Here is a 20,661-nt window from a genome sequence, read left to right as displayed (position 1 = left end):
GGGGAGTGGGGGTCTTCTGGGGTACGGAGTGGCGCAGGGCGCTCCTGAGCGCGCCCTGCGGCCACCCTTGGGGGAGGGGAAGGGCTACGTGAGGGACTTCTGCGTCGGGACGACCACTCCGTACAGGTCCTGGATCGTGGCGAGGGCCGACTGGTGCAGCTGCTGTGCCGGGATGCCGTTCGGGTTGCCGTTCAGCGGCAGCGGCCGGGTCGCGGAGGCGTCGGCGACGACGGTCGGGTTGTTGCCGTTGATGAACGCGCCCTACGTGGTGAACAGCGTGCACATGTTGGTCATGAACCCGGCGATGATGACGTTCTTGCGCCCGGCCTTCTTCACCTCGTCGGCGAGGTTCGTGTCGTGGAAGCCGTTCGGGACGCTTTTCACGACGACCGGCTCGCCCTTGACCGGCTTCACGGCGGGAATGATCTGGCCCGCCTCCGACTTCAGGTCGCAGCCCTTGTCGACGATGTGGATGACCGGTGTTTTCGCCGCGCGGGCGCGCTTCAGCAGGGCCGCGGTGTTGTCGAGGGCGGGCTTCCACCCGTCGAGCTCCATCACGCCTTCGGTGCAGGTGTTCTGGTAGTCGACCAGGATCAGCGTCGCGTCGGCCAGCGTGGCGGGGGTCTCGTCGAACTTGTTGAGCTCCCGCAGCGTGGTCGTGTCCTCGGCGACGTTCCCCGAGGCGTTCTTCGCGGCGGCGCTCGGCGTGGCCGGGGCGCCGGAGCCGCCGTCCTTGCCGGTGGCGGCCTCGGAGCTTCCGCCGCAGGCGGTGGCGGTGGCCGCGAGGACGGCGGCGACGCCGATCGCGGTGGCGGTGCGGAGCAGCTTCATCGGGCGATCTTCTTCTGGGATGCGACGACGACCCCGTACAGGTCGCCGATGGTGGCCAGGGCGCTGTAGTGCACCTGGCAGGCGTCGAGGTCGGCCCCGGCGACCGGCAGGGACCGGGTCGCGCAGGCGTCGGCGGCGACCGTGGGGCGGTTGCCGCGCAGGAACGCGCCCTGCGCGGTGAACGCCACGCACATGTGGGTCATCCAGCCCGCGATGATCACGTCCTGGCCCTCGGGGACGTGATCGCCGAGGTCGGTGCCGTGGAAGGCGTTCGGCGCCTGCTTGACGACGATCGGCTCGCCGTCGACGGGGGCGACGGTCGGGTGGATCTGTCCGATCTCGGCCCGGATGTCGTACGGGGTTCCCTCACCGCCGTCGTTGATGACGTGCACGACCTTCGTCCCCGCCTCGCGGGCCCGGGCCAGCAGCTGCGCGGCGGCGTCCAGCGAGGCCTGCCAGCCGTCGAGTTCCATCACGCCACGGGTGTAGGTGTTCTGGTAGTCGACGAGGATCAGCGTCGAGCCGGCCAGCGTGGCCGGGGTAGCGTCGAAACCGTTGAGTTCGCGCAGGGTTGTTCGGGACATGGGTGTGCCGCCTCGGGGGTCGTGCGTCGGGGAGAGGGTGAGCTCGGGTGGCGAGCTGTCTTAGACGCCAGGGCCCGGCGGCGATGTCTACAATGACGTCTGACATGCAGATACCGACACGCTGCGGGCTGCCGACGCCAGGAGGTCACCCCATGGACGCCGTCGGACGGCTCGTCGTCATCGTCCTCTTCGAGGGCGTCGACCTGCTCGACGTCACCGGGCCCCCGGAGGTGTTCTCGCTCGCCCGGCGCGAGACCGACGACGCGGCCGGATACGAAGTCGTCCTGGCTGCCGCGGCCTTGGATCCCGTCACCACCGGGGCCGGGGTCCGCATCCTCCCCGACCTCACCTTCGAGGAGGCGGCCGGGCGGAGTATCGACACCCTCATCGTCCCCGGCTCGGTGGAGGTCGACAGCGAGCGCAGGGTGCACGCCCTCGTCGATCCCGAGCTGGTGGCGAGGTCAAGGAACTCGCCGCGCGCACCCGGCGGGTCACCTCCGTCTGCGTCGGGGCGCATCTGCTGGCCGCCGCCGGCCTGCTCGACGGCAAGCGCGCCACCACCCACTGGTCGACCGCCCAGCAACTCGCCGCGGAGCACCCGGAGATCGAGGTCGACGCCGACCCGATCTTCATCCGCGAGGGCGATGTGTGGACCGGGGCCGGGATCAGCGCCTGCCTCGACCTGTCCCTCGCCCTGATCGCCGACGACCTCGGCGAGGCCGTCGCCCTGCGCGTCGCCCGGCAGCTCGTGATGTACCTGAAGCGGCAGAGCGGGCAGAGCCAGTTCAGTGTTCCGCTGGAGCAGATCTCCACGACGCGGCGCATCGAGGACCTCCGCCACCACATCATGCGCAACGTCGGTCTTCAGCTCACCGTCGTGGACCTCGCGGAGTACGCCCATGTCAGCGACCGCCACTTGACCCGGATCTTCAAGACCGAGCTCGGCATGACCCCGCACGCCTACATCGAGTCCGTACGGGTCGAGAAGGCCCGTAACGAGCTGGAGTCCTCCGACGCCACCCTCGAACGTATCGCGTCCGTCTGCGGGTTCGGCACGGTGGACACCCTGGTACGGGCGTTCCGGCGGCGGCTGAACACGACGCCGACGGACTACCGGCGCAGGTTCCGGTCCTCGTACGGGGGCTGAGCCCACGGTCCCCTGGACGACGGCCGGTTCAGGCGCCGCCCGGGTGCTTCGTGAGCGTACGCCGGCCCGGCGTTGAGCGGGACGGTGCCCTGATACGAGGAGAGGGGCGAGCGCCCTGGTACGAGGAGAGGGGCGAGCGCCCTGGTACGAGGAGAGGGGCGAGCGCCCTGGTACGAGGAGAGGGGCGAGCGCCCTGGTACGGCGTGAGGGGGTGGGGCCCGTACAGGCCCCACCCCCTCACGTCCTCACACCTTCACGGCTTCACCGTCAGGCGTCGGAACCGGCCTTCCGGCGACGTACGACGAACACCGCCGCCGCGCCGAGCACCACGGCCGCACCGCCCGCGAGGGCGATCGAGGTGGTGGCGGAGGACGAGCCCGTGGCGGCGAGGCTGCCGTCCGTGCCGGTCTTCACCGGGGTGCCCGACGCCGAACCCTGCGGCTTGAGCCCGGCGTCGTCGGTGCCGGGCTTCGCGGTCTTGGCGGGCTTGGCATCCCCGGGCTTGCCGGGCTTGCTGCCGGCGGCCTTGACGTCGAACTCGTACATGTCGAGGCCGGGCGCTCCGCCGCAGGAGCCGTCCTCGTTGTAGAACTCGGTCGCGATGTACGCGATACCGTTGCCGGCCGGTGCGGCCTTGTCGACGGTGAGCCGCAGCTTGACGTCGGCGCGGGCGCCGGGCTTCAGCGCGCCGACGGCGTCGATGTAGTTGTGCTGGTTGATGTTCTGCCACTTCGGCGAGGCCTTGGTGGACCACTGGAGGCGGAAGAACTCGCCCGTGTCCTTGAGACCGGTCTTGTCGGTCGTGTGGACACCGGCGTACGCGATGATCTCGTCCATGTGACGCTTGCTGCCGTTGGTCACACGGATGGAGAAGTCGGTGGTCGTGCCGGCGACGAGCGTGGACGGCAGGCCGGTGACATCGGCGGTGAGGTTGAGCTCGGGCTCACAGTCCCGGCCCTCCTCCTCCTCCGCCTCCTTCTTGGCCTTGGCCAGCGCCGCGTCGGCTGCGACCTTCGTGGCGAGCGCTTCGTCCAGAGCCTTGTCGGCCGCGCCGGCGGCGCGGGCAGCCGCGACCCGTGCGTCCTGCACTGCCGTGGCGGCCTCGGTCGCCTTGGTGTCGGCGGCGGTCTTGGTGGCGGCTGCGGTCGCCGCGGTCGCCTCGGCTTCGGAGAGTGCGGTCGCCGCAGCGGTCTTCTGCTCCTCCGTGGCCGTCTCGGGGAGTTCGGCGATGGCGGTCTTCGCGTCGGTCACGGCCTGGTCGGCGGTGTCCTTCGCGGCGGCGGCGTCCTTCGCGGCCTGCTCAGCGGCGTTGGCGGCGGCCACGAGGGGGTGGCTGTCCTTGGACAGTTCATCGAGGGCCTTCCGCACCGTGACCTGGGCCTCGTCACGGGCCTTGACGGCCTCGTCGTACGCCTTCTGCGCCTCGGCGGCGGCCTTCTCCAGCTCCTTGATGGTCGGCTTGCTCTGCTTGTTCTGCGTCTGCGACTGTGCGGTCTGCTGGGTGTCGGCGAACGCGGGCGTGACGGAGAGCAGCACGGCGGGGGTGGTCACGGCGAGGGCGACGGCCGTGGCGAGTGCGCGGCGAATCTTCACATGATTCCTTGGGTCGGGTCCGGAAAAGCCCGGAAAAGCAAGGCGAATGCGGGGGGCGGCTGCCACAGCGGAATGGATCACGCGGGCTGCTGCCTGTGCCGATCGTATGGGGATCCTGTGAGGGGGCCGGGTGATTATTCCGGGTCCGGGGCCGGAACGGGCCTCACGCGGAGCGGACAGACTTCGCCAAAGCGCGCAGTTGCCCTCGGAATCATTCTTTTCCTGTGACGAAGACCATGCGCTGTGCCGCCCGCGGTGCCGGTGGGGGCGGTGTTCCGGCTGTGCCCAATCCCCTCGCCGTGCGGCTCCGAATCGCTGGTGGGAGACCACCCGGCTCCTCTCGCACGGCAGGTGGGACCCGTGACCGTACGTTCCCTGCTCACTGCTGATCTTCCGCCCCGCTACGTGACGCCGGACCTTCTCGGGGGGTGCGTCCCGGTGGTTCCGAAGCCGGCCGCCTCTTCCGCCGCCCGGGGGGCTCTTCGCCCGCCCCGGCGGCCGTCGCGAGAGTGATCCCGGCGGCGAGCACGGCGAGGAGGGCGGCGACGACCACGAAGCCTCCTCCTGACACTTCGCAGGTCACGTCGTCGGTTCCGGTCGCCCCAGCGTGAACCAGACGACCTTGCGGCCGGGGTGCCGTGGTCCGCCGCCGCGTGTCCCCCCACGCCAGCGCCAGACTCTCGACGAGGGCGAGCCCTCGCCCGTGCTCCTCCTCCGGGTCTGCCCGCAGTGCGCCGAGAGCGCCGGTGAGCGGGCTGCCTTCATCCGTGACGGCGATGGTGACCCGCTTCCGGTTGACGGCCGCCTGGACCTGGATCAGCGGCGTACCGGTGTGGCGGTGGGCGTTGGTGACCAGCTCGGTCACGCAGATCCGCGCGTCGTCGACCAGCCCGAGATGCCGGCTGACCTCCAGCAGCGAGGCGACGAAGTCCCGCGCGAGGCGCGGGGCGCTCGCGGTGTTCGGCAGGGTGAGTCGGTAGACCTCGCCGCCGATCGGGTTCGGCTGTACGGGAGTTGGGTTTACGGCGGTCATGTCGGTCTCCCCTTGCGGTCCGGTTCGGGTGAACGGCTGCGCTGCGCCCGGCCCGTGGCGATGGCCGCCCCGCCGTATGCGTCAACGCACGGTGAGACGGCTGCACTTCGGGGTCCCGAGGTGAAGCGCGGTGCTGTGATGAACCGTAGCGCACTGTCTAACGCGTTAGACGTCCTCTCGTAACTATCTCGACTAGTTGGATACGTGCCGAGTGAGGGTCCACACTGGGAACCGACAAGAGGAGGGCCGATGCCATCGAGGAAGGCGCCCACGGCGCGTCAGCGTCGACTGGGTACCGAGCTGCGTCGGGTCCGTGAGCACACCGGGCTGTCGCTCACCGAGGCGGCGGCGATGCTCGGTACGGACCGCACCACCATCAGCAACATCGAATCCGGAAGGTTCGGCGTGAGCGCCGAACGGGTACGCGCCTGGGCCGGCCACTACGGGTGCCCCGACCATGCCTATGTCGAGGCGCTTGCCGGAATGGCTACCGAGCGCATAAACGGCTGGTGGGAGGATTACCGGGGACATCTTGCCAGTGATGCCCTTGATCTGGCCGAACTGGAATATCACGGTGTCGGCATCAGGTCGGTGCAGATCATGTATATGCCCGGCTTGCTCCAGACCGAGGACTACGCACGCGCCGTCTTCGCGGAGAGCGTGCCGCCGCCCACCCCTGCCCGCCAGAGGCGCCAGCTGTCGCACCGGCTGAGGCGGCGCGATGTCCTCGACCGGGCGGAGCTGGCCTCCTGCACGTTCCTGATCCACGAGGCGGCGCTGCGGATGACCTACGGCGGCGCGTCTGTCGCTCGCAGTCAACTCGACCACCTGTTGAGGCAGTCGGACCGAGAGAACGTCGTCATCCGCGCGATCCCCTTCGCGGCGGGCGGTTTCCCGTATGCCAGCAGTTCGGCACACTACGTCTACGGTGTCGTCCCGCAGCTTGACACCGTCCAGACGGATACCTCGACCGGGTCGGGTTTCCTGGATTCGGAGACGAGTCTGGAGAACTGGCGAGTCGCGCTGGACCGAACTGAGGAGAGATCTCTCGACCCGGAGAGCTCGCGAGACTTCATTCGTGGAATCGCTAAACAAGTATGAAGGCGTGAGAATGTTGGAAATTCAGTGGCGCAAGTCATCGAAGTCCTCGAACGCGGAGGGCTCCGACTGTCTGGAACTCGCTGAGCACGACGGTGAGATCCTGCTCCGCGAGAGCGACAACCCCGACGTGATCGTCCGTACGACGCGCACCAAGCTCCGGGCGTTCCTGGGCGGTGCGAAGGAGGGCGAGTTCGACGACTTGGCCTGAGCTTGAGTGCTCCGGCAGTAGGCGGCCTCCACCGGCGCAGGTGGGGGCCGCCCTCGTTTTCAGTCCGACGCACAGATTCGCGTCTCACCCGTTAGACGTCAAACATTTGAAACGGAGTAGCGTCACACGCTAACTTCCTGGTGCGCCGCCGCATCTGTGCGCGGCCAACTCCCCTTGCGTCTCCGCCCGTTGGGGGAGCCGCGATCCAGTGCGCCCCCCGCCCACCGCTCGTCACGCCGGCTGTGGGCGGGGGGTGTTCCTGGTGTCACGTCAGGAGTCCGTGCCATGTGCGAACCGGATCCCGATCCGACGAACCCCGCAGGGCTCGCCCCCCCATGCCTACTGGTGCGAGCGGTCCATGTACCCCTTGCTGCGCAGCAGCGCCCCCGACACCTTTGTGCGGTACTCCGTACCCACGGCGGCCGAGGCGATCAACCGCTTCCAGTCGGAAGCGCGGGCTCTCGCGGAGGTCATGGCCCCCGACGCGCGGCGCGAGGCCCTGGAGTGCATCGGCGGGGGAGGCCGCGTACGGGCGATCGCCGCCCTGCACCGGGGGCGTACCTGCGGGTTCTCGCTCGGGCACGGGGACCGGTGGACGGAGTGGACGGTACGCCCGTACCTCGCGTTCCCCGTGCAGGCGCGGCACTTGCTGCCCGTCCTGACCTCCGGGCGCTGCCTGTGCGGGTCGCCATGCCGGCTAATGCCGTATCAGGCAACGGTTGCGCTGTGACGTGCTGTCCCGGTGCGGTCCCGGGCGGCGCGTGGTTGTCACCCTGCCGGGTAGCGGAACGAGCACGTTTACACGAGATCGATGATGACGGGGGCCGGTGCCTGCTGTACTTCATTCGCAGCGACCGGTGCCACCTGGAGGGGTGGCACCGGTCGCGGGTACGTGCACAGGTCCAGGTCGCCGGACTCAAAGCCGGGACTGCAGGACCTACGGCGGTCAGGCGGCCCCGGCGTACCCCTTACGGCCGGGACACGAACCGTACGCGTCGTCTCCGTGTCCGTGGCCGTAGCCGTATCCGTAGCCCGTGTCCTTACAGGGCTTGTCGTCACGGTCGTTGGCGAGCCGCGCGATCACGACCTCCTGGTCACCGCTGACGACGTACGGTCCCGCGACCGGGTCGCCGGGCAGGACGTAGCCATCCGGTACGCCGGTCTCTCGCAGGTAGTACGTGCCGTGGTCCAGGTCGTCGAAGGAGCACAGGCCCGCGCCGTTCGTGGTGCAGGCGGTCCCGACACGGGTATCGGGGTCGCTGCCGCCTGTCTGGAGGTCTTCACGCCCGTTGGTCTCTTCCCACAGCTCGAACGTCGCGCCCGGCAGCGGCCGACCGCTGTCGGCATCGGTCTTGAGCAGCTTGACGGTGCCGGGGCCCGGCGGAATCGGTGTGCTGGTGTTGGTGGCGGTGACTGAGACGCCGGTGTCTGCGTTCTCCTCGGTGAGTACGAGGGGTCCGAAGACGGCGGGGTCGGGGAGGTCGTATCCGTCGGGGGCTTCCGTTTCCTGCCAGTAGTACGTCCCTGTCTCAACCGTCCGGGAGCACGTACCTTCCGCGTCGGTGGTGCAGGATGCCCCGACCGTGGTGTCAGGAGTGGCGCCGTCGGTCTGGAGGCCGGCCGTTCCGTTGGTCTCTTCCCAGAGCTGGAATGTCGCGCCCGGCAGTGCCGCGTCGGTTTCGGAGTCCGTCTTCAGTACCTCTACCGAACCTGTGGTCGGGTCGGTCGGTGTGCTGGTGTTGGTGGCGGTGACTGAGACGCCGGTGTCTGCGTTCTCCTCGGTGAGTACGAGGGGTCCGAAGACGGCGGGGTCGGGGAGGTCGTATCCGTCGGGGGCTTCCGTTTCCTGCCAGTAGTACGTCCCTGTCTCAACCGTCCGGGAGCACGTACCTTCCGCGTCGGTGGTGCAGGATGCCCCGACCGTGGTGTCAGGAGTGGCGCCGTCGGTCTGGAGGCCGGCCGTTCCGTTGGTCTCCTCCCAGAGCTGGAACGTCGCGCCCGGCAGTGCCGCGTCGGTTTCGGAGTCCGTCTTCAGTACCTCCACCGCACCGGTGACCGGCTGCGGGGTCGTGCAGTCGGGCAGGTCGCCGTTGAAGGGGTAGGCGTGGAACTCCTGGCCGCCGCCGCCCGTGGCGGCGCTGGTGTGGGTGAGCGATCCGGTGGTGAAGAAGCGTCCGTTGATGCCCGGCAGGGTGACCGTGGTGGCCGAGCTCTGCTCCCCGATGAGGAAGCTGCCCTGGAACTGGCCGGTTCCGGTGAGGTTCACCGTGGTGGCGTCGGGGATGTTCCACAAGAGACGCTCGCGGTAGGCGTTGAGCGGATCGGTGGCGTCGTCGATCCCGCCGCTGTAGGTGTTGAGCGTCCGGTTCGCGCCCACGATGTTGACGAGAATCGTCGCGTCGTCGGGAATGCCGGCGAAGACGATGCCCTGCTGGGCACCCGAGGGTCCCGTCAGGTTGAAGTCGACGTTGAAGACTTGGAGCGCGGAGGTCCCGTCACCGGTGAACAGCGTCTGGAAGCCCTGGTTGACGGCCGTCCCTGTGGGCGTCCTGGGGGCGCCGTCGACGCGCGCGTAGCAGTGGCTCGCAGTGGTGAGCTCGTCCCTGAGGGCGGTGTAGGGGGTGACGGCCGCGTCGTCCTGGGTGAGGGTGGCCTCGACCGTGCCGGTCAGCGAGCCGGCGTACCGTACGACGCCGGCCTCGGCCAGCACCTGCTGGCCCGTCGCCACGGTGATATCGCCACCGGTGGTCAGCCAGTCCGCTCCGACGGGCGGCGCAACACGCGATCCGACGCCTGCCTCTCCGACGTTGTAGGCCTGACTCGCCTGGGCGTCCTTGTTCATGTCGAAGTCGTCCAGGACGACGACGCGCCCCTCGGCCTCCGCCGCAGAACCGCGGACGAGGAAGTCGTCACCCACGAACATGCTGATCGCGTTGTCCCGGCCCGCGATGGGACCGTTGTTGATGCCCGGGAACGGGTCGGGGCAGTCTCCGGGAACACAGGGCCCGAGCCCGCCGGGCAAGGGCGCGGCCGATGCCGGAGCGGCACCCGGGCCGAGCACAAGGAGGGGGACGGCCGCGAGGGCCGTCACATAGGCGAGTCCGGCGGAGCCGATACGCCTACGAGGACGCCCATGGCGCCGCGAGGGAAGATGTCTCATGGCGTGAGTCTCGGCTCGGGACGCACGGCGCGCCCACCCTGGACACCCGGTGCTGGTCCGGCCGGGGAACAGGGTCACCGCCACGTGTGAGAGAGCGCCGCCGGATGGCGCAGCCGCCAGATTCTATGTGGAAGTTCGTTCACGACCAGTTCTGACACGCACAGCCGGGGGCGGACATAATCTTCGCGACTTCGTGTCCGGCCCTCACGGCTACCCACATACAGGGAAACCCTTCATGACCTCTTCGCACCCTCCCACCCCCGACAGGGCGGCCGCGCCATCACCCGGGACGCCGGGCCTTCCTGGCCAACCCGGATCTGGTCGAGCGGCTGCGCACCGGTGTGCCGATCGCGCCGGCGGAGGAGGCCACGTACTTCGAGGGAGGCGACGCGGGCTACCTGACGTACCCGGCCTTCCAGCCCGCGGCCTGAGGCGACCGGGCGGGCGCGTCCGCCCCGGCGGGCGCACGTCCCCCGGGGGCGTCGCCGTGTGCACTCAGCCGAAGAAGGCGTCCGTCCCCTTCCGGAGGTGACGTGTGCCCGTCAGAATCCAAGGGCCCAGCCCCCCCACGGCCCTTGGAGGCACCCCGCATGTCCACCCCCGCGCGTACGCCCGAGTCCCTCTCCCCGGCCTCCCGCAGAGGCTTCCTGGCCGGCGCCCTGGCCGTCTCGGCCACCGCTTTCGTCGGCGTCGCACCCGCCGTCGCCGCCACCCGGGAGGCGGGCCGCCGGGCGGTCCGGGGGACGCGGGAATGGATGGCCGCCCTGCCCGACGGCACCGCGCTCCGGCGGCTCACGATCCCGGGCACGCACGACTCGGGGGCTCGGTTCGGCGGTCCCTGGTCGGAGTGCCAGAACACGACGATCGCGCAGCAGCTGGAGAGCGGGATCCGCTTCCTGGACGTACGGTGCCGGCTCATCGACGGCTCGTTCGCGATCCACCACGGGGCCTCGTTCCAGAACATGATGTTCGGCGATGTCCTCGTCGCCTGTTGGGACTTCCTCGCCAGGCACCCGAGCGAGACCGTGCTGATGCGGGTCAAGCAGGAGTACTCCTCCGAGAGCGACGCCGCGTTCCGGGCGGTCTTCGACGACTACCTGGACGTGCGGGGCTGGCGGCCCCTGTTCCGCCTCGACTCCACCCTGCCCGACCTCGGCGGGGCCCGGGGCAAGGTGGTGGTGCTCGCGGACAACGGCGGGCTGCCCGGGGTGCGGTACGGGGACCAGGCCCTCTTCGACATCCGGGACGACTACATGGCGGAGCCGTTCGCCAAGTACCCGAAGATCGAGGCGCAGTTCCGCAAGGCGGCCCAGCAGCCGGGCAAGTTCTTCATGAACTACGTCTCCACCGCCGCCCTGATGCCGCCCCGCTGGAACGCCGACCGGCTCAACCCGCAGGTGCACTCCTTCCTCGACCGAGCCGAGACCGCCGGGTGGACGGGGCTCGGCATCGTCCCGCTGGACTACCCGAACCAGCGGTCCGGGCTGGTCGAGTCGCTGATCCGGCACAACCCGACGGGGTGACGGCCGGCCGGAGGTGCCGCCTCACATCTCCGGCGGCGGTGTCGGCGCCCCCGGCAGCGTGAGTGCCGCCACGGTGCCGGGGCCGCCGTCCGGGGCCGGGCGCAGGGCGATCGCGCCGCCCGTCTGGTGCACCGTACGGGCCACGATGGACAGGCCCAGGCCCGAGCCGGGGAGCTGGCGGGCGGACGGGGAGCGCCAGAAGCGTTCGAAGACGTGCGGGAGTTCCTCGGCGGGGATGCCGGGGCCCCGGTCCCGTACCGTCAGCTCGCCCCGGTGCAGGCGCACGTCGATCGTGGCGCGGGGCGGGCTGAACTTCACCGCGTTGTCCAGGACGTTGACGATCGCCCGCTCCAGGGCCGCCGGTTCGGCCCGTACGTACCAGGGGGCCAGGTCGTCGGTGATCGTCAGCTCGGGGCCGCGCAGACGGGCGCGGCGCAGGGCGGTGCGGGTGATGTCGTGCAGGGCCACCACCTGGAGCGGGCCGGGTTCGGCCGCGTCCGGGCGGGCCAGTTCCTGGAGGTCGCCGATCAGTGCGGCCAGCTCCGTCATCTGCGCCTTCACCGAGGCCATCAGCGCCTTGCGGTCCTCCGGCGGGATCACCCGGCCCGTCTCGTCGCTGCGGGCCAGCAGCTCCACGTTCGTCCGGAGCGAGGTCAGCGGGGTGCGCAGTTCGTGGCCCGCGTCCGCGATCAGCTGGGCCTGGCGGTCGCGGGAGGAGGCGAGCTGGGCCGTCATCGAGTTGAACGAGCTGGAGAGCCGGGCGATCTCGTCCTCGCCGTCCACCGGGATGCGTACGGTCAGGTCCTCGGTACGGGCCACGTGCTCGACGGCCTCGGCGAGCTCGTCGACCGGCCGGAGCCCGGCACGCGCGATCCACAGCCCGGCCGCACCCGCGCCGATCACACCGATGCCGGAGACGATGAGCAGCACCCAGGCCAGCTGGTTCAGCGGATCGGTGACCTGTTTCATGGAGACGGCCACGGAGACCGCGAGGCCGGGGCGGTCCGGACCGGCGGGCGAGGTGTGGACCCGCATCTCCGTGCCGTCCTCGGCCGTGGTCGTGTGCGTCGCGTCCTCGCGCAGCCCGCCGGCGACAGCCCGGTCCGTGGCGTCGATCGGGATGGCGGACTTGCCGGGCACCGTGCACGGCTTCTGCCCCACGGCCGGCACCAGCTGGATCGTGTACGGCCCCACGATCTGGAAGTCGCCGGGCAGCCCGCTCGTGCAGGACGCCGTCAGCAGACGGATCGCGTTCTCGTTCGGCTCCACCTGGGACAGCGTCGTGTCGAGCTGCTCGGTCAGCCGGTCGCGCGTGGTGACCCAGCAGGCCACCGCCACCGCCGCCACCGCCACCGCGACCGCCGTGGCCACCAGCATCGCGAGCCGCGAGCGCAGCGGCAGCGCCCGGAAGCGGCGCACCGGCCCGTTCCTGGCGGGCCCGGCCCTGCCCGCAGGGGTGTCCGCCGTGCTCACGCCTCCCCGCTCCCGCCCGAACGCAGCGCGTAGCCCACCCCGCGCACGGTGTGGACGAGACGCGGCTCGCCGCCCGCCTCCGTCTTGCGGCGCAGGTACATCACGTACACGTCCAGGGAGTTGGAGCTCGGTTCGAAGTCGAAGCCCCAGACGGCCTTGAGGATCTGCTCCCGGGTCAGCACCTGGCGTGGGTGGGACAGGAACATCTCCAGCAGCGTGAACTCGGTACGGGTCAGCTCCACCCGCCGCTCGCCCCGGGTGACCTCGCGGGTGGCCAGGTCCATCCGCAGGTCGGCGAAGGAGAGGGCGTCGTCGTCGGGGGCCTCCGCGTCCGCCGCCGCCGAGGCGTAGGAGCTGCGGCGCAGCAGGGCCCGGATGCGGGCGAAGAGCTCGTCCAGCTCGAACGGCTTGACCAGGTAGTCGTCCGCGCCGGCGTCGAGGCCGGTGACCCGGTCCCCGACGGTGTCGCGGGCGGTGAGCATGAGGATGGGCGTGGTCGAGCCGGTGGCCCGGATGCGGCGGGCGGCGGTGAGGCCGTCCATCCGGGGCATCTGGATGTCCAGGACGATGAGGTCGGGGGCGTACGCCTCGGTCATCGCCAGGGCGTCGTAGCCGTCGACCGCGACCTGGGTGCCGTACCCCTCGAAGGCGAGGCTGCGCTGGAGAGCCTCGCGCACGGCCGGCTCGTCGTCGACGATCAGGATGCGCTGGGGATCGTCTTCGGCGGGGCTCATCGTTGCTGGTCCTCTTCTCGCGTCGACCCGGTCTGCGGGGGGTGTCTCAGCCTTGCACGGCCGGGGCGGTGTGCGGGATCAGGAACCGTCGCCCGCGCGCAGGGTGTCCAGGTCGGCCTTGAGGGTGTTCACCGGGATCGCGAAGCCGAGGCCCACGCTGCCCGTCGCGGAACCGCTGCCGGCGGCCGAGGAACTGGGCGCGTACATGGCGGAGTTGATGCCGATGATCTCGCCGTCCATGTTGATCAGCGCCCCGCCGGAGTTGCCGGGGTTGAGCGAGGCGTCGGTCTGGAGCGCCTTGTACGTCGTCGTCTCCTCGCCCGTGTCGCCGTTGAACTGCTGCCCCCCGAACTCGAACGGCCACGGCCCGTTGCCGCCGCCCTGCCGGTCCTGCCCCTGTCCCGAGCCGCCGGAGTCGTCCTTGGCCACGGTGACGTCCCGGTCGAGGGCGGAGACGATGCCGCTGGTGACGGTGCCGGTCAGGCCCTCCGGCGAGCCGATCGCCACGACCTGGTCACCGACCTTGACCTGCGAGGAGTCGCCGAGCGTGGCCGTCTTCAGCCCGCTCGCGCCCCGGAGCTTGATGAGCGCGAGGTCCTTGCCGGGGTCGGTGCCCACGACGTCGGCGGTGTACGTCCTGCCGGTGGAGAGGGTGACCTGGATCTGCTGCGCGCCCGAGATGACGTGGTTGTTGGTGACGATCTCGCCGTCCTCGGTGATCACCACACCGGACCCGGTGGACTTGCCCGCCGACGAGGCCGCGCCGATCTCCACGATGGCGGGCGAGACCGCCTCCGCGACGCCCGTGACGGTGCCCTTGCTGCTCTGCGAGACGGTGGTGCCGTTGACCGCGCCGCCCGAACCGGTGGCGCCGGAGCCCCCGTCGTTCAGCTGTCCGACGAGGGTGGCGGTGCCGCCGCCGATCACGCCCGCGGCGATCGCCACCGCCGCCAGCAGCGCGACCGGCCGCTTCGCCCGGCGCCTGCTGGTGGGGGCGTACGGGGGCGGCGGCGGGTAGCCGCCCGCGGCGCCGTCGTACGCCGTGCCGTAGGAGGGGTCGTACGCCGTGCCACGGCCGTACGGGGTCGGGTCCTGGTCCGTCGGGTGCGCGCCGCTCGGGCGAAGGTTCTCCGTCATGTGCACCAGGCTGGTCGGCGAACATGAGAGGGGCCTGAGTACGTCCTGAGAAGCCCGGAAGAACCGTGTATGCCCGCTGTAAAGGGCGAAAGCCGAAGAGGTGAACGGGGTCAAGCCGAGGGCGAGGGCTCTCCGCAGCCGCACGAGCGCCGGACCACCAGCGCGGAGGGGAACTGCTTCAGCCGCTCCCGGCGCGATCCGGAGACCCGGAGCGAGTCGTCCAGCACCAGGTCCACCGCCGCCCGCGCCATCGCCGGGCGGTCGGAGTGGACCGTGGTCAGCGGCGGATCGGTGAGGCCCGCCTCCTTCACGTCGTCGAAGCCGGCCACCGCCAGCTCGCCCGGCACGTCGATGCGCAGCTCACGGGCGGCCCGCAGCACGCCGAAGGCCTGGTCGTCCGTGGCGCAGAAGATCGCCGGGGGCCGGTCCGGGCCCGCCAGCAGCCCGAGGGCCACCTGATAGGCGTCGTAACGGTTGTACGGGGCCTGGAACAGCCGGCCCTCCGTGGAGCGGCCCGACTCGTGCATCGCCCGCCGCCAGCCCTCGACGTGGTCGGCGACCGGGTCGCCGACCACCGGGGTCTCCTCCGTGCCGCCGAGGCAGGCCACGTACGCGTTGCCGTGCTCCAGCAGGTGGCGGGTGGCGAGCTGGGCGCCGCCCACGTCGTCGGTGACGACGGCGACGTCGTCGATCGCCTCGGGGCGCTCGTGCAGCAGGACGACCCGGGCGTCCCAGGCCTCGATCTCGGCGGCGGCGCGCTCGCTGGGGCCCTGGCTGACCAGGATCAGCCCGGAGACGCGCATCCCGAGGAAGGCCCGCAGATAGTGGACCTCGCGCTCGTCGCGGTAGTCGGAGTTGCCGACGAGCACCATTTTCCCGCGCTCGGCGGCGGCCTGTTCGACCGCGTGGGCCATCTCCGCGAAGAACGGCTGCCGGGCGTCCGGCACGATCATGCCTATGAGGTCCGTGCGGCGCGAGGCCATGGCCTGGGCGACCCGGTCGGGCCGGTAGCCCAGCTCCTTGATCGCGGCGAGCACCCGCTCGCGCGTGGCCGGGGCGACCGGCCGGGGTCCGTTGTTGATGACGTAGCTGACGACCGCGGTCGACGTCCCCGCCAGTCTTGCCACATCGTCCCGCGTCACCTTGGCCACGCGCCGCAGTCTACGCGGATGGACCTACCTCTTGGCAGCCTCTAGCGGGGCTTCTTCCGTCACCCCGGCGGCCGGGGACTGCTCCGAACGGGCGACGGCTTCCGCCTCCCCCGACTGCCGCTGTCGCTGCTGCTGGGCGGCCCGGTCCTTCGCCTCCTCCGCCGCGCGCTCGACCTTCTCCGGGGTGACGAAGCGGTAGCCGACGTTGCGCACGGTGCCGATCAGCGACTCGTGCTCGGGGCCGAGCTTGGCGCGCAGCCGCCGCACGTGGACGTCGACCGTCCGCGTACCGCCGAAGTAGTCGTAGCCCCAGACCTCCTGGAGGAGCTGGGCGCGGGTGAACACCCGGCCCGGATGCTGGGCGAGGTATTTCAGCAGTTCGAATTCCTTGAAGGTCAGGTCCAGGACCCGGCCCTTGAGTTTCGCGCTGTACGTCGCCTCGTCGACGGAGAGGTCGCCGTTGCGGATCTCCATGGGGGAGTCGTCGGAGGTGATCTGCCGGCGGCCCATGGCCAGCCGCAGCCGGGCCTCGACCTCGGCCGGGCCCGCCGTGTCCAGCAGGACGTCGTCGACGCCCCAGTCGGCGGTGACGGCCGCGAGGCCGCCCTCGGTGACGACGAGGATCAGCGGACAGCCGGGTCCCGTGGACCGCAGCAGCTGACAGAGCGACCGGACCTGCGGAAGGTCGCGGCGCCCGTCGACGAGGATCACGTCGGCGCCCGGGGTGTCCACGAGGGCCGGGCCCTCGGCGGGGGCCACCCGCACGCTGTGGAGCAGAAGCCCGAGGGCGGGGAGCACCTCCGTCGACGGCTGGAGTGCGTTCGTCAGAAGCAGCAGTGAACTCATCGCCGCCCACCTGCCTGGTTCGGTCGATAGTGTTGCACGGTTCGCTCGCCCATTACGTCGGTCCTCCTCGTTCCCTGCGAGAGGGGCACTCCCGGGTCGGACCCGGGGGAGTATGCGGCATTGCTTCGTACGTCATGCGTCCCGCGTCATGCGGGTTTTACGGTGCGGTCCCGCGCCCTGGGACCGCTGAGCTTGTGGAAACGTCGCCGTAACAACGCCCGTAAAGCACAAAAGGACCCGGGGGCTGCATTGCCCGGATCCTCTTCGCAGCAGAATAGCCCACATGAGTTCCGTGTCCGAGGGCCGATTCCCGGGTTCTTCTGTTCCCTTGCTCACGCCTTCCCCACGGTGCGCCACCTTGCTGACCGATGACGGCGTGCGGGTCGAGGCGGTGTACGAACCGTGTACGGCGGGTTCCGGGGCGCCGGAGGACGAGAGGGACGGGGCCCCCGCGACGGTCCCCGCGATCGTCGTCGCGCACGGGTTCACCGGCTCGGCCGACCGTCCCGCCGTACGTCGCGCCGCGCGGGCGTTCGCCCAGCGTGCGGCCGTGATCACGTTCTCGTTCCGGGGCCACGGGAGGTCCGGCGGGCGCTCCACCGTGGGCGACCGCGAGGTGCTGGACCTGGCCGCGGCGGTGGCCTGGGCGCGGGAGCTGGGACACACCCGGGTCGTCACGGTCGGGTTCTCGATGGGCGGCTCCGTGGTGCTCCGGCACGGCGCTCTGTATACGGCGGAATCCGTCCTCGGGGAGACGCCCGCACGCGTACGGGCGCGCGAGGGGCGCACTGGGAGTACGGGGGCGCACTCGGACGTGGTGGTCTCCGTCAGTGCTCCCGCCCGCTGGTACTACCGGGGGACGGCCCCGATGCGCCGGCTCCACTGGGTGGTCACCCGCCCCACGGGCCGCCTCGTCGGCCGCTACGGATTCCGTACCCGTATCGCCACCGAGGACTGGGACCCCGTCCCGCTCCCACCGGTCGCCGCGGTCCCGCTCATCGCCCCGGCCCCGCTGCTCCTCGTGCACGGCGACCGCGACCCGTACTTCCCGCTGGACCACCCGAGGATGCTGGCGGAGGCGGCCGGTCCCGCCGGCGCGGAGCTGTGGCTGGAGCGGGGGATGGGCCACGCGGAGAACGCGGCGGACGACGCCCTCCTGGCCCGCATCGCCGACTGGGCGACGGCCGCGCCGCCCGCGTGACCCATCATGGAGAGCTGACGCACGAGGCGTCCGACGAACCGACCGAAGGAGTGGCGCCATGGCAGCGGGGACGATCCGCTACTGGGCTGCGGCCAAGGCAGCCGCGGGCACCGCGGAGGAACCGTACGCGGCGGCGACCCTCGCCGAGGCGCTCGACGCCGTGCGGAGACGGCATCCCGGCGAACTGAGCCAGGTACTCCGGCGGTGCTCGTTCCTCGTCGACGGGAACCCCGTCGGGACCCGCGGGCATGAGACCGTACGCCTTGCCGAGGGCGGCACGGTCGAGGTGCTCCCGCCGTTCGCAGGAGGGTGAACCGCAGGCCATGAGCAGCAGCGATCAGCAGTACCCGTACCCGTACGATCCCGAGCACCGGCAGCCGCAGCCTTCGTCGCCGCACTGGCCCGACGGGACGGCCGGGCAGCACGCCTCGCCCCAGGAGCCGGCCGCCTTCGATCAGGGTGCGACGCAGACGTGGCAGGCGCCGACCTGGGACACGCAGTACCAGCCGACGATCCGCCCGGACGACCCCCACCGGGCGCAGGGCCGGGGATACGAGCGGGAGCACGGGCAGGGGCACGGGCAGCCGCAGCAGCCGGATCCGTACCAGCAGCCGTACCAGGAACCCCCGTACCAGCCGCAGCAGCCGTATCAGTATCAAGAACCCCAGCAGCAGCACCCGGGGCAGCACCAGTCGCAGCAGCCGTACCGGCCCTCTGCGGCCGACACCGCCTATCTGCCGCCTCAGGGGGCCTCGGGCTCCTTCCCGCTGCCGCCCGAGGTCCCGGCCACGCCCGCCACACCGGTCGCAGCGGCCGCACCCGCCTCCGTGCCCGTGCCCGTCCCCGAGCCCGCGGCCGGGCAGCCGGGGCCCGGTGACACGGGCTACAGCGCGCCCACGACGCTGGGCAACGCCCGGATCACCGACGCCCAGCGGGCCCGTGCCGAGGGGCGCTCACCGATCATCGCGCCCGGGATGCGGCCCGCGGCGCTCAGCGCCGCCCTCGGCCTGCTGCTCGCGGGGGGCGCGGCGATCGGGCCGTACGCCCTGCTCGTCCCGGTGGTGCTCCTCCAGGCGGTGACGGCCGCCGGCTGGTTCCGGCTCAACGGGATGTGGCCCGCCCGCCAGGGCATCGCGCTCGCCTTCGCCGGGGGGCTCGTCGCCGATGTCGCCCTGCTCGTGGCGGGCCGGGAGCACGGTCCCGCCGCGCTGCTGGGCACCCTGGGCGTCTGGGTGCTGCTCACCGTGGTCCTCCAGCTCCGCAGCCGCGCGGGGGCCGACGAGCGGATGTACGGGCTGATGGCCACCGTCGTCTCCGCGTCCCTCGCGGTACTCGCCGGCGGACACCTCGCGGCGGTCCCGGACGCGGTGGCGGTCGGCGGGGTGGCCGTCGCGGCGGCCGTGCTCGCCCGTGCCCTCCCGCTGCCCGGCGCGGCCTCCGTCGCGGTGGCCCTGCTCGCCGGTGCGGGCGCGGGCGTCGCGGTCGGCGGTCTGACCGACTTCGGCGCGAAGGGCGCGCTGCTCGGTCTTGCGGCGGGCGGGTGCGCGATCGTCGGGCTGCGGGTGGCGAGCTACGACTACCCGTCCCGGTTCGTGCACATGACCGCCGGGGTGGCACTGCCGCTGACCGCGGCGGCCCCGGCCGTCTACCTGATCGGCCGCGCCATCCTCTGACCGCCGCACCACCCACCGCCGCACCACCCACCGCCGTACGGTCGCGGCTGCTGACGGCCCCCGGGAACCGACGAGGGGCCGTCACTCGTCGATCAACCAGGGCGTCCTCCTGCGGCAGTAGGCTCACGGGCGCCAGGGGGACCGATCGGCTCAGGGTGGGGAAACGACACATGCGCGCACTGCGAATACTGCTGGTTCTGGTGGTGGTGCTCGGCGGCCTCTTCATCGCCGTCGACCGCGCGGCCGTCTGGTTCGCCGAGTCTGAGGCCGAGGACCGGGTCACCATCAGCGGGGGCGGTCCCGCCACGACGGAGATCTCGATCAAGGGTTTCCCCTTCCTCGCCCAGCTCGCCGGTTCGCAGCTCGACCGGGTCGACGTCAACCTCACCGGCATGGAGACCAGCGCCGCCGGCCGGGCGATACGGGTCAGCGAGGTCCGGGCCGAACTGCACGACGTGAAGCTCGGCTCCGGCTACCGGAGCGCCACGGCCACCCGCGCCACCGGCACCGCGCTCGTCAGCTACGAGGACCTGACGGGGGCGGCCAGTGACGGCGTCGTCGTGGAGTACGGCGGCAACGGCAAGGCCAAGGTCACCGGCACGGTCGAGGTCCTCGGCCGCCCGATCTCGCGCAGCGTGCTGTCGACCGTGACCCGCGTCGACGGCCACACGATCAAGGTGCGCGCGGACGAGGTGCCGGGCAAGGGAATCCCCGGCGTCGAGGAACTGGTCCGCAAGAAGACCGACTTCGAGGGCGACATCGACGGACTGCCGAAGGGCCTGGAGCTCCGGGAGGTCAAGGTGACCGAGAAGGGCCTGGAGATATCGGTGACCGGCTCGGACGTTTCCCTGACCGGCTGACCGGCTGACCGGCTGACCGGCTGACCGGCTGACCGGCTGACCGAAGCCCCCTTGACGGGCTGACCGACCCCTCGGCCGACCGGCCGATCCGGATGGTGAGACGCCTGCGTCCGGTCCGCAGATGCAGGGAAGGATCGGGGGAGCCCGGCAGCGGGTCCGGGGCCCACCCACCTCTCCTGCATCTCACATAGCAGACGATCGTGTCTCATCATGCGACACGACGGTGACATCTCCGTACGTACCTCCCTACGATCGGACCCATGAAGCGACAGGCGGATCTCACGAAGCGGCGGGCAGTAGACCTGTGCCGCGTCGCCGCCATGCTCTGTCGCACCTTCTGAGCGGGGCGTTCGCGCCCGTCCCGTTTTCTTCCCGGCCCTTCGACCGTCGTCAGGGCCGGTGCCGT

The 20,661-nt window shown here is 71.2% G+C and carries 18 protein-coding genes and 3 pseudogenes; 11 read left to right on the top strand and 10 right to left on the bottom strand.

Translation table 11 applies throughout. The features are described from left to right. Positions 1-84: 84 nt before the first annotated feature. Together B9S58_RS32535 and B9S58_RS32530 are read right to left on the bottom strand one after the other, a co-directional pair. Positions 85-831, bottom strand: a pseudogene (locus B9S58_RS32535) (isochorismatase family protein). Continuing rightward, complete coding sequence (locus B9S58_RS32530; RefSeq protein ID WP_103535482.1) at positions 828-1,415, bottom strand: isochorismatase family protein; 588 nt, start codon at positions 1,413-1,415, stop codon at positions 828-830. Before B9S58_RS32530 ends, B9S58_RS32535 begins: the two are co-directional and overlap by 4 nt. A gap of 152 nt (positions 1,416-1,567) precedes the next feature. On the opposite strand from B9S58_RS32530, the pseudogene B9S58_RS32525 reads away from it, so the two are divergent. Then, positions 1,568-2,562 (top strand): annotated as a pseudogene (locus tag B9S58_RS32525) (GlxA family transcriptional regulator). A gap of 267 nt (positions 2,563-2,829) precedes the next feature. Here B9S58_RS32525 and B9S58_RS32520 read toward each other — a convergent pair. Then, the gene (locus tag B9S58_RS32520) at positions 2,830-4,155 is read right to left on the bottom strand and encodes an LPXTG cell wall anchor domain-containing protein (RefSeq protein ID WP_103535481.1); all 1,326 of its coding nucleotides are present in this window, start codon (positions 4,153-4,155) and stop codon (positions 2,830-2,832) included. 379 nt (positions 4,156-4,534) lie between these two features. Next, complete coding sequence (locus B9S58_RS32515; protein WP_258045170.1) at positions 4,535-5,188, bottom strand: ATP-binding protein; 654 nt, start codon at positions 5,186-5,188, stop codon at positions 4,535-4,537. A 249-nt stretch (positions 5,189-5,437) separates the two neighbouring features. On the opposite strand from B9S58_RS32515, the gene B9S58_RS32510 reads away from it, so the two are divergent. From B9S58_RS32510 to B9S58_RS32500, 3 genes are all read left to right on the top strand, one after another. Next, positions 5,438-6,289, top strand: coding sequence for a helix-turn-helix transcriptional regulator (locus B9S58_RS32510; protein ID WP_103535480.1), 852 nt, complete (start codon positions 5,438-5,440; stop codon positions 6,287-6,289). Between the two features lie 10 nt (positions 6,290-6,299). Then, complete coding sequence (locus tag B9S58_RS32505) at positions 6,300-6,497, top strand: DUF397 domain-containing protein (protein WP_103535479.1); 198 nt, start codon at positions 6,300-6,302, stop codon at positions 6,495-6,497. A 358-nt stretch (positions 6,498-6,855) separates the two neighbouring features. Further along, a complete protein-coding gene (locus B9S58_RS32500) occupies positions 6,856-7,227 on the top strand; it encodes a hypothetical protein (protein WP_258045168.1) in 372 nt (123 codons plus the stop codon). Between the two features lie 216 nt (positions 7,228-7,443). On the opposite strand, the gene B9S58_RS32495 is transcribed toward B9S58_RS32500, so the two are convergent. After that, a complete protein-coding gene (locus B9S58_RS32495; protein WP_103535478.1) occupies positions 7,444-9,657 on the bottom strand; it encodes a choice-of-anchor A family protein in 2,214 nt (737 codons plus the stop codon). Between the two features lie 293 nt (positions 9,658-9,950). Here B9S58_RS32495 and B9S58_RS39705 point away from each other — a divergent pair. Together B9S58_RS39705 and B9S58_RS32485 are read left to right on the top strand one after the other, a co-directional pair. After that, a pseudogene (locus B9S58_RS39705) lies at positions 9,951-10,088 on the top strand (alkene reductase); the annotation flags it as partial. A gap of 159 nt (positions 10,089-10,247) precedes the next feature. Continuing rightward, positions 10,248-11,180 carry a phosphatidylinositol-specific phospholipase C gene (locus tag B9S58_RS32485; RefSeq protein WP_103535477.1) on the top strand — a complete coding sequence of 311 codons (933 nt, stop codon included), beginning with the start codon at positions 10,248-10,250 and terminating at the stop codon, positions 11,178-11,180. A 21-nt stretch (positions 11,181-11,201) separates the two neighbouring features. On the opposite strand, the gene B9S58_RS32480 is transcribed toward B9S58_RS32485, so the two are convergent. The 5 genes from B9S58_RS32480 to B9S58_RS32460 all read right to left on the bottom strand — a co-directional run bounded on the left by B9S58_RS32480 (position 11,202) and on the right by B9S58_RS32460 (position 16,521). Further along, the gene (locus B9S58_RS32480) at positions 11,202-12,653 is read right to left on the bottom strand and encodes a HAMP domain-containing sensor histidine kinase (protein ID WP_103535476.1); all 1,452 of its coding nucleotides are present in this window, start codon (positions 12,651-12,653) and stop codon (positions 11,202-11,204) included. Continuing rightward, entirely contained in the window at positions 12,650-13,387 is a 738-nt protein-coding gene (locus B9S58_RS32475; RefSeq protein ID WP_103535475.1) for a response regulator transcription factor, read from the bottom strand. The genes B9S58_RS32480 and B9S58_RS32475 overlap by 4 nt, the downstream gene beginning before the upstream one ends. A gap of 78 nt (positions 13,388-13,465) precedes the next feature. After that, positions 13,466-14,524, bottom strand: coding sequence for a S1C family serine protease (locus B9S58_RS32470; protein WP_103535474.1), 1,059 nt, complete (start codon positions 14,522-14,524; stop codon positions 13,466-13,468). 110 nt (positions 14,525-14,634) lie between these two features. Beyond that, positions 14,635-15,675, bottom strand: a complete 1,041-nt coding sequence (locus B9S58_RS32465) for a LacI family DNA-binding transcriptional regulator (protein WP_103535473.1) — start codon at positions 15,673-15,675, stop codon at positions 14,635-14,637. Between the two features lie 24 nt (positions 15,676-15,699). Further along, complete coding sequence (locus B9S58_RS32460; RefSeq protein ID WP_103535472.1) at positions 15,700-16,521, bottom strand: response regulator transcription factor; 822 nt, start codon at positions 16,519-16,521, stop codon at positions 15,700-15,702. A 283-nt stretch (positions 16,522-16,804) separates the two neighbouring features. Between B9S58_RS32460 and B9S58_RS32455 the strand changes: the two genes are divergently transcribed. The 5 genes from B9S58_RS32455 to B9S58_RS40345 all read left to right on the top strand — a co-directional run bounded on the left by B9S58_RS32455 (position 16,805) and on the right by B9S58_RS40345 (position 20,596). Next, a complete protein-coding gene (locus B9S58_RS32455) occupies positions 16,805-17,722 on the top strand; it encodes an alpha/beta hydrolase (protein WP_181009534.1) in 918 nt (305 codons plus the stop codon). Positions 17,723-17,780: 58 nt separating this feature from the next. Next, positions 17,781-18,035 (top strand): MoaD/ThiS family protein, encoded by a 255-nt coding sequence (locus tag B9S58_RS32450; RefSeq protein WP_103535470.1) that lies wholly within the window; start codon positions 17,781-17,783, stop codon positions 18,033-18,035. Positions 18,036-18,045: 10 nt separating this feature from the next. Then, positions 18,046-19,395, top strand: coding sequence for a hypothetical protein (locus B9S58_RS32445; protein WP_103535469.1), 1,350 nt, complete (start codon positions 18,046-18,048; stop codon positions 19,393-19,395). 170 nt (positions 19,396-19,565) lie between these two features. Beyond that, a complete protein-coding gene (locus B9S58_RS32440) occupies positions 19,566-20,255 on the top strand; it encodes a DUF2993 domain-containing protein (RefSeq protein WP_103535468.1) in 690 nt (229 codons plus the stop codon). Between the two features lie 260 nt (positions 20,256-20,515). Continuing rightward, positions 20,516-20,596: a putative leader peptide gene (locus tag B9S58_RS40345; RefSeq protein WP_350310325.1), complete on the top strand. Its 81-nt coding sequence runs from the start codon at positions 20,516-20,518 to the stop codon at positions 20,594-20,596. Positions 20,597-20,661 lie beyond the last annotated feature (65 nt).

The organism is Streptomyces sp. SM11 (genome assembly GCF_002910905.1).
Lineage (GTDB): Bacteria > Actinomycetota > Actinomycetes > Streptomycetales > Streptomycetaceae > Streptomyces.
Note: the sequence above shows the minus strand (reverse complement) of the source record. Positions and strands in the feature narration are given on the sequence as shown.

Excerpts from the sequence above, each read along its gene's own strand:
- B9S58_RS32440 (WP_103535468.1), top strand. The coding sequence starts at position 19,566 with ATGCGCGCACTGCGAATACTGCTGGTTCTGGTGGTGGTGCTCGGCGGC.
- B9S58_RS40345 (WP_350310325.1), top strand. The coding sequence starts at position 20,516 with ATGAAGCGACAGGCGGATCTCACGAAGCGGCGGGCAGTAGACCTGTGC.
- B9S58_RS32500 (WP_258045168.1), top strand. The coding sequence starts at position 6,856 with ATGTACCCCTTGCTGCGCAGCAGCGCCCCCGACACCTTTGTGCGGTAC.
- B9S58_RS32460 (WP_103535472.1), bottom strand. The coding sequence starts at position 16,521 with ATGAGTTCACTGCTGCTTCTGACGAACGCACTCCAGCCGTCGACGGAG.
- B9S58_RS32515 (WP_258045170.1), bottom strand. The coding sequence starts at position 5,188 with ATGACCGCCGTAAACCCAACTCCCGTACAGCCGAACCCGATCGGCGGC.
- B9S58_RS32530 (WP_103535482.1), bottom strand. The coding sequence starts at position 1,415 with ATGTCCCGAACAACCCTGCGCGAACTCAACGGTTTCGACGCTACCCCG.
- B9S58_RS32475 (WP_103535475.1), bottom strand. The coding sequence starts at position 13,387 with ATGAGCCCCGCCGAAGACGATCCCCAGCGCATCCTGATCGTCGACGAC.
- B9S58_RS32470 (WP_103535474.1), bottom strand. The coding sequence starts at position 14,524 with ATGACGGAGAACCTTCGCCCGAGCGGCGCGCACCCGACGGACCAGGAC.
- B9S58_RS32455 (WP_181009534.1), top strand. The coding sequence starts at position 16,805 with ATGAGTTCCGTGTCCGAGGGCCGATTCCCGGGTTCTTCTGTTCCCTTG.
- B9S58_RS32485 (WP_103535477.1), top strand. The coding sequence starts at position 10,248 with ATGTCCACCCCCGCGCGTACGCCCGAGTCCCTCTCCCCGGCCTCCCGC.
- B9S58_RS32510 (WP_103535480.1), top strand. The coding sequence starts at position 5,438 with ATGCCATCGAGGAAGGCGCCCACGGCGCGTCAGCGTCGACTGGGTACC.
- B9S58_RS32445 (WP_103535469.1), top strand. The coding sequence starts at position 18,046 with ATGAGCAGCAGCGATCAGCAGTACCCGTACCCGTACGATCCCGAGCAC.
- B9S58_RS32450 (WP_103535470.1), top strand. The coding sequence starts at position 17,781 with ATGGCAGCGGGGACGATCCGCTACTGGGCTGCGGCCAAGGCAGCCGCG.
- B9S58_RS32495 (WP_103535478.1), bottom strand. The coding sequence starts at position 9,657 with ATGAGACATCTTCCCTCGCGGCGCCATGGGCGTCCTCGTAGGCGTATC.
- B9S58_RS32505 (WP_103535479.1), top strand. The coding sequence starts at position 6,300 with ATGTTGGAAATTCAGTGGCGCAAGTCATCGAAGTCCTCGAACGCGGAG.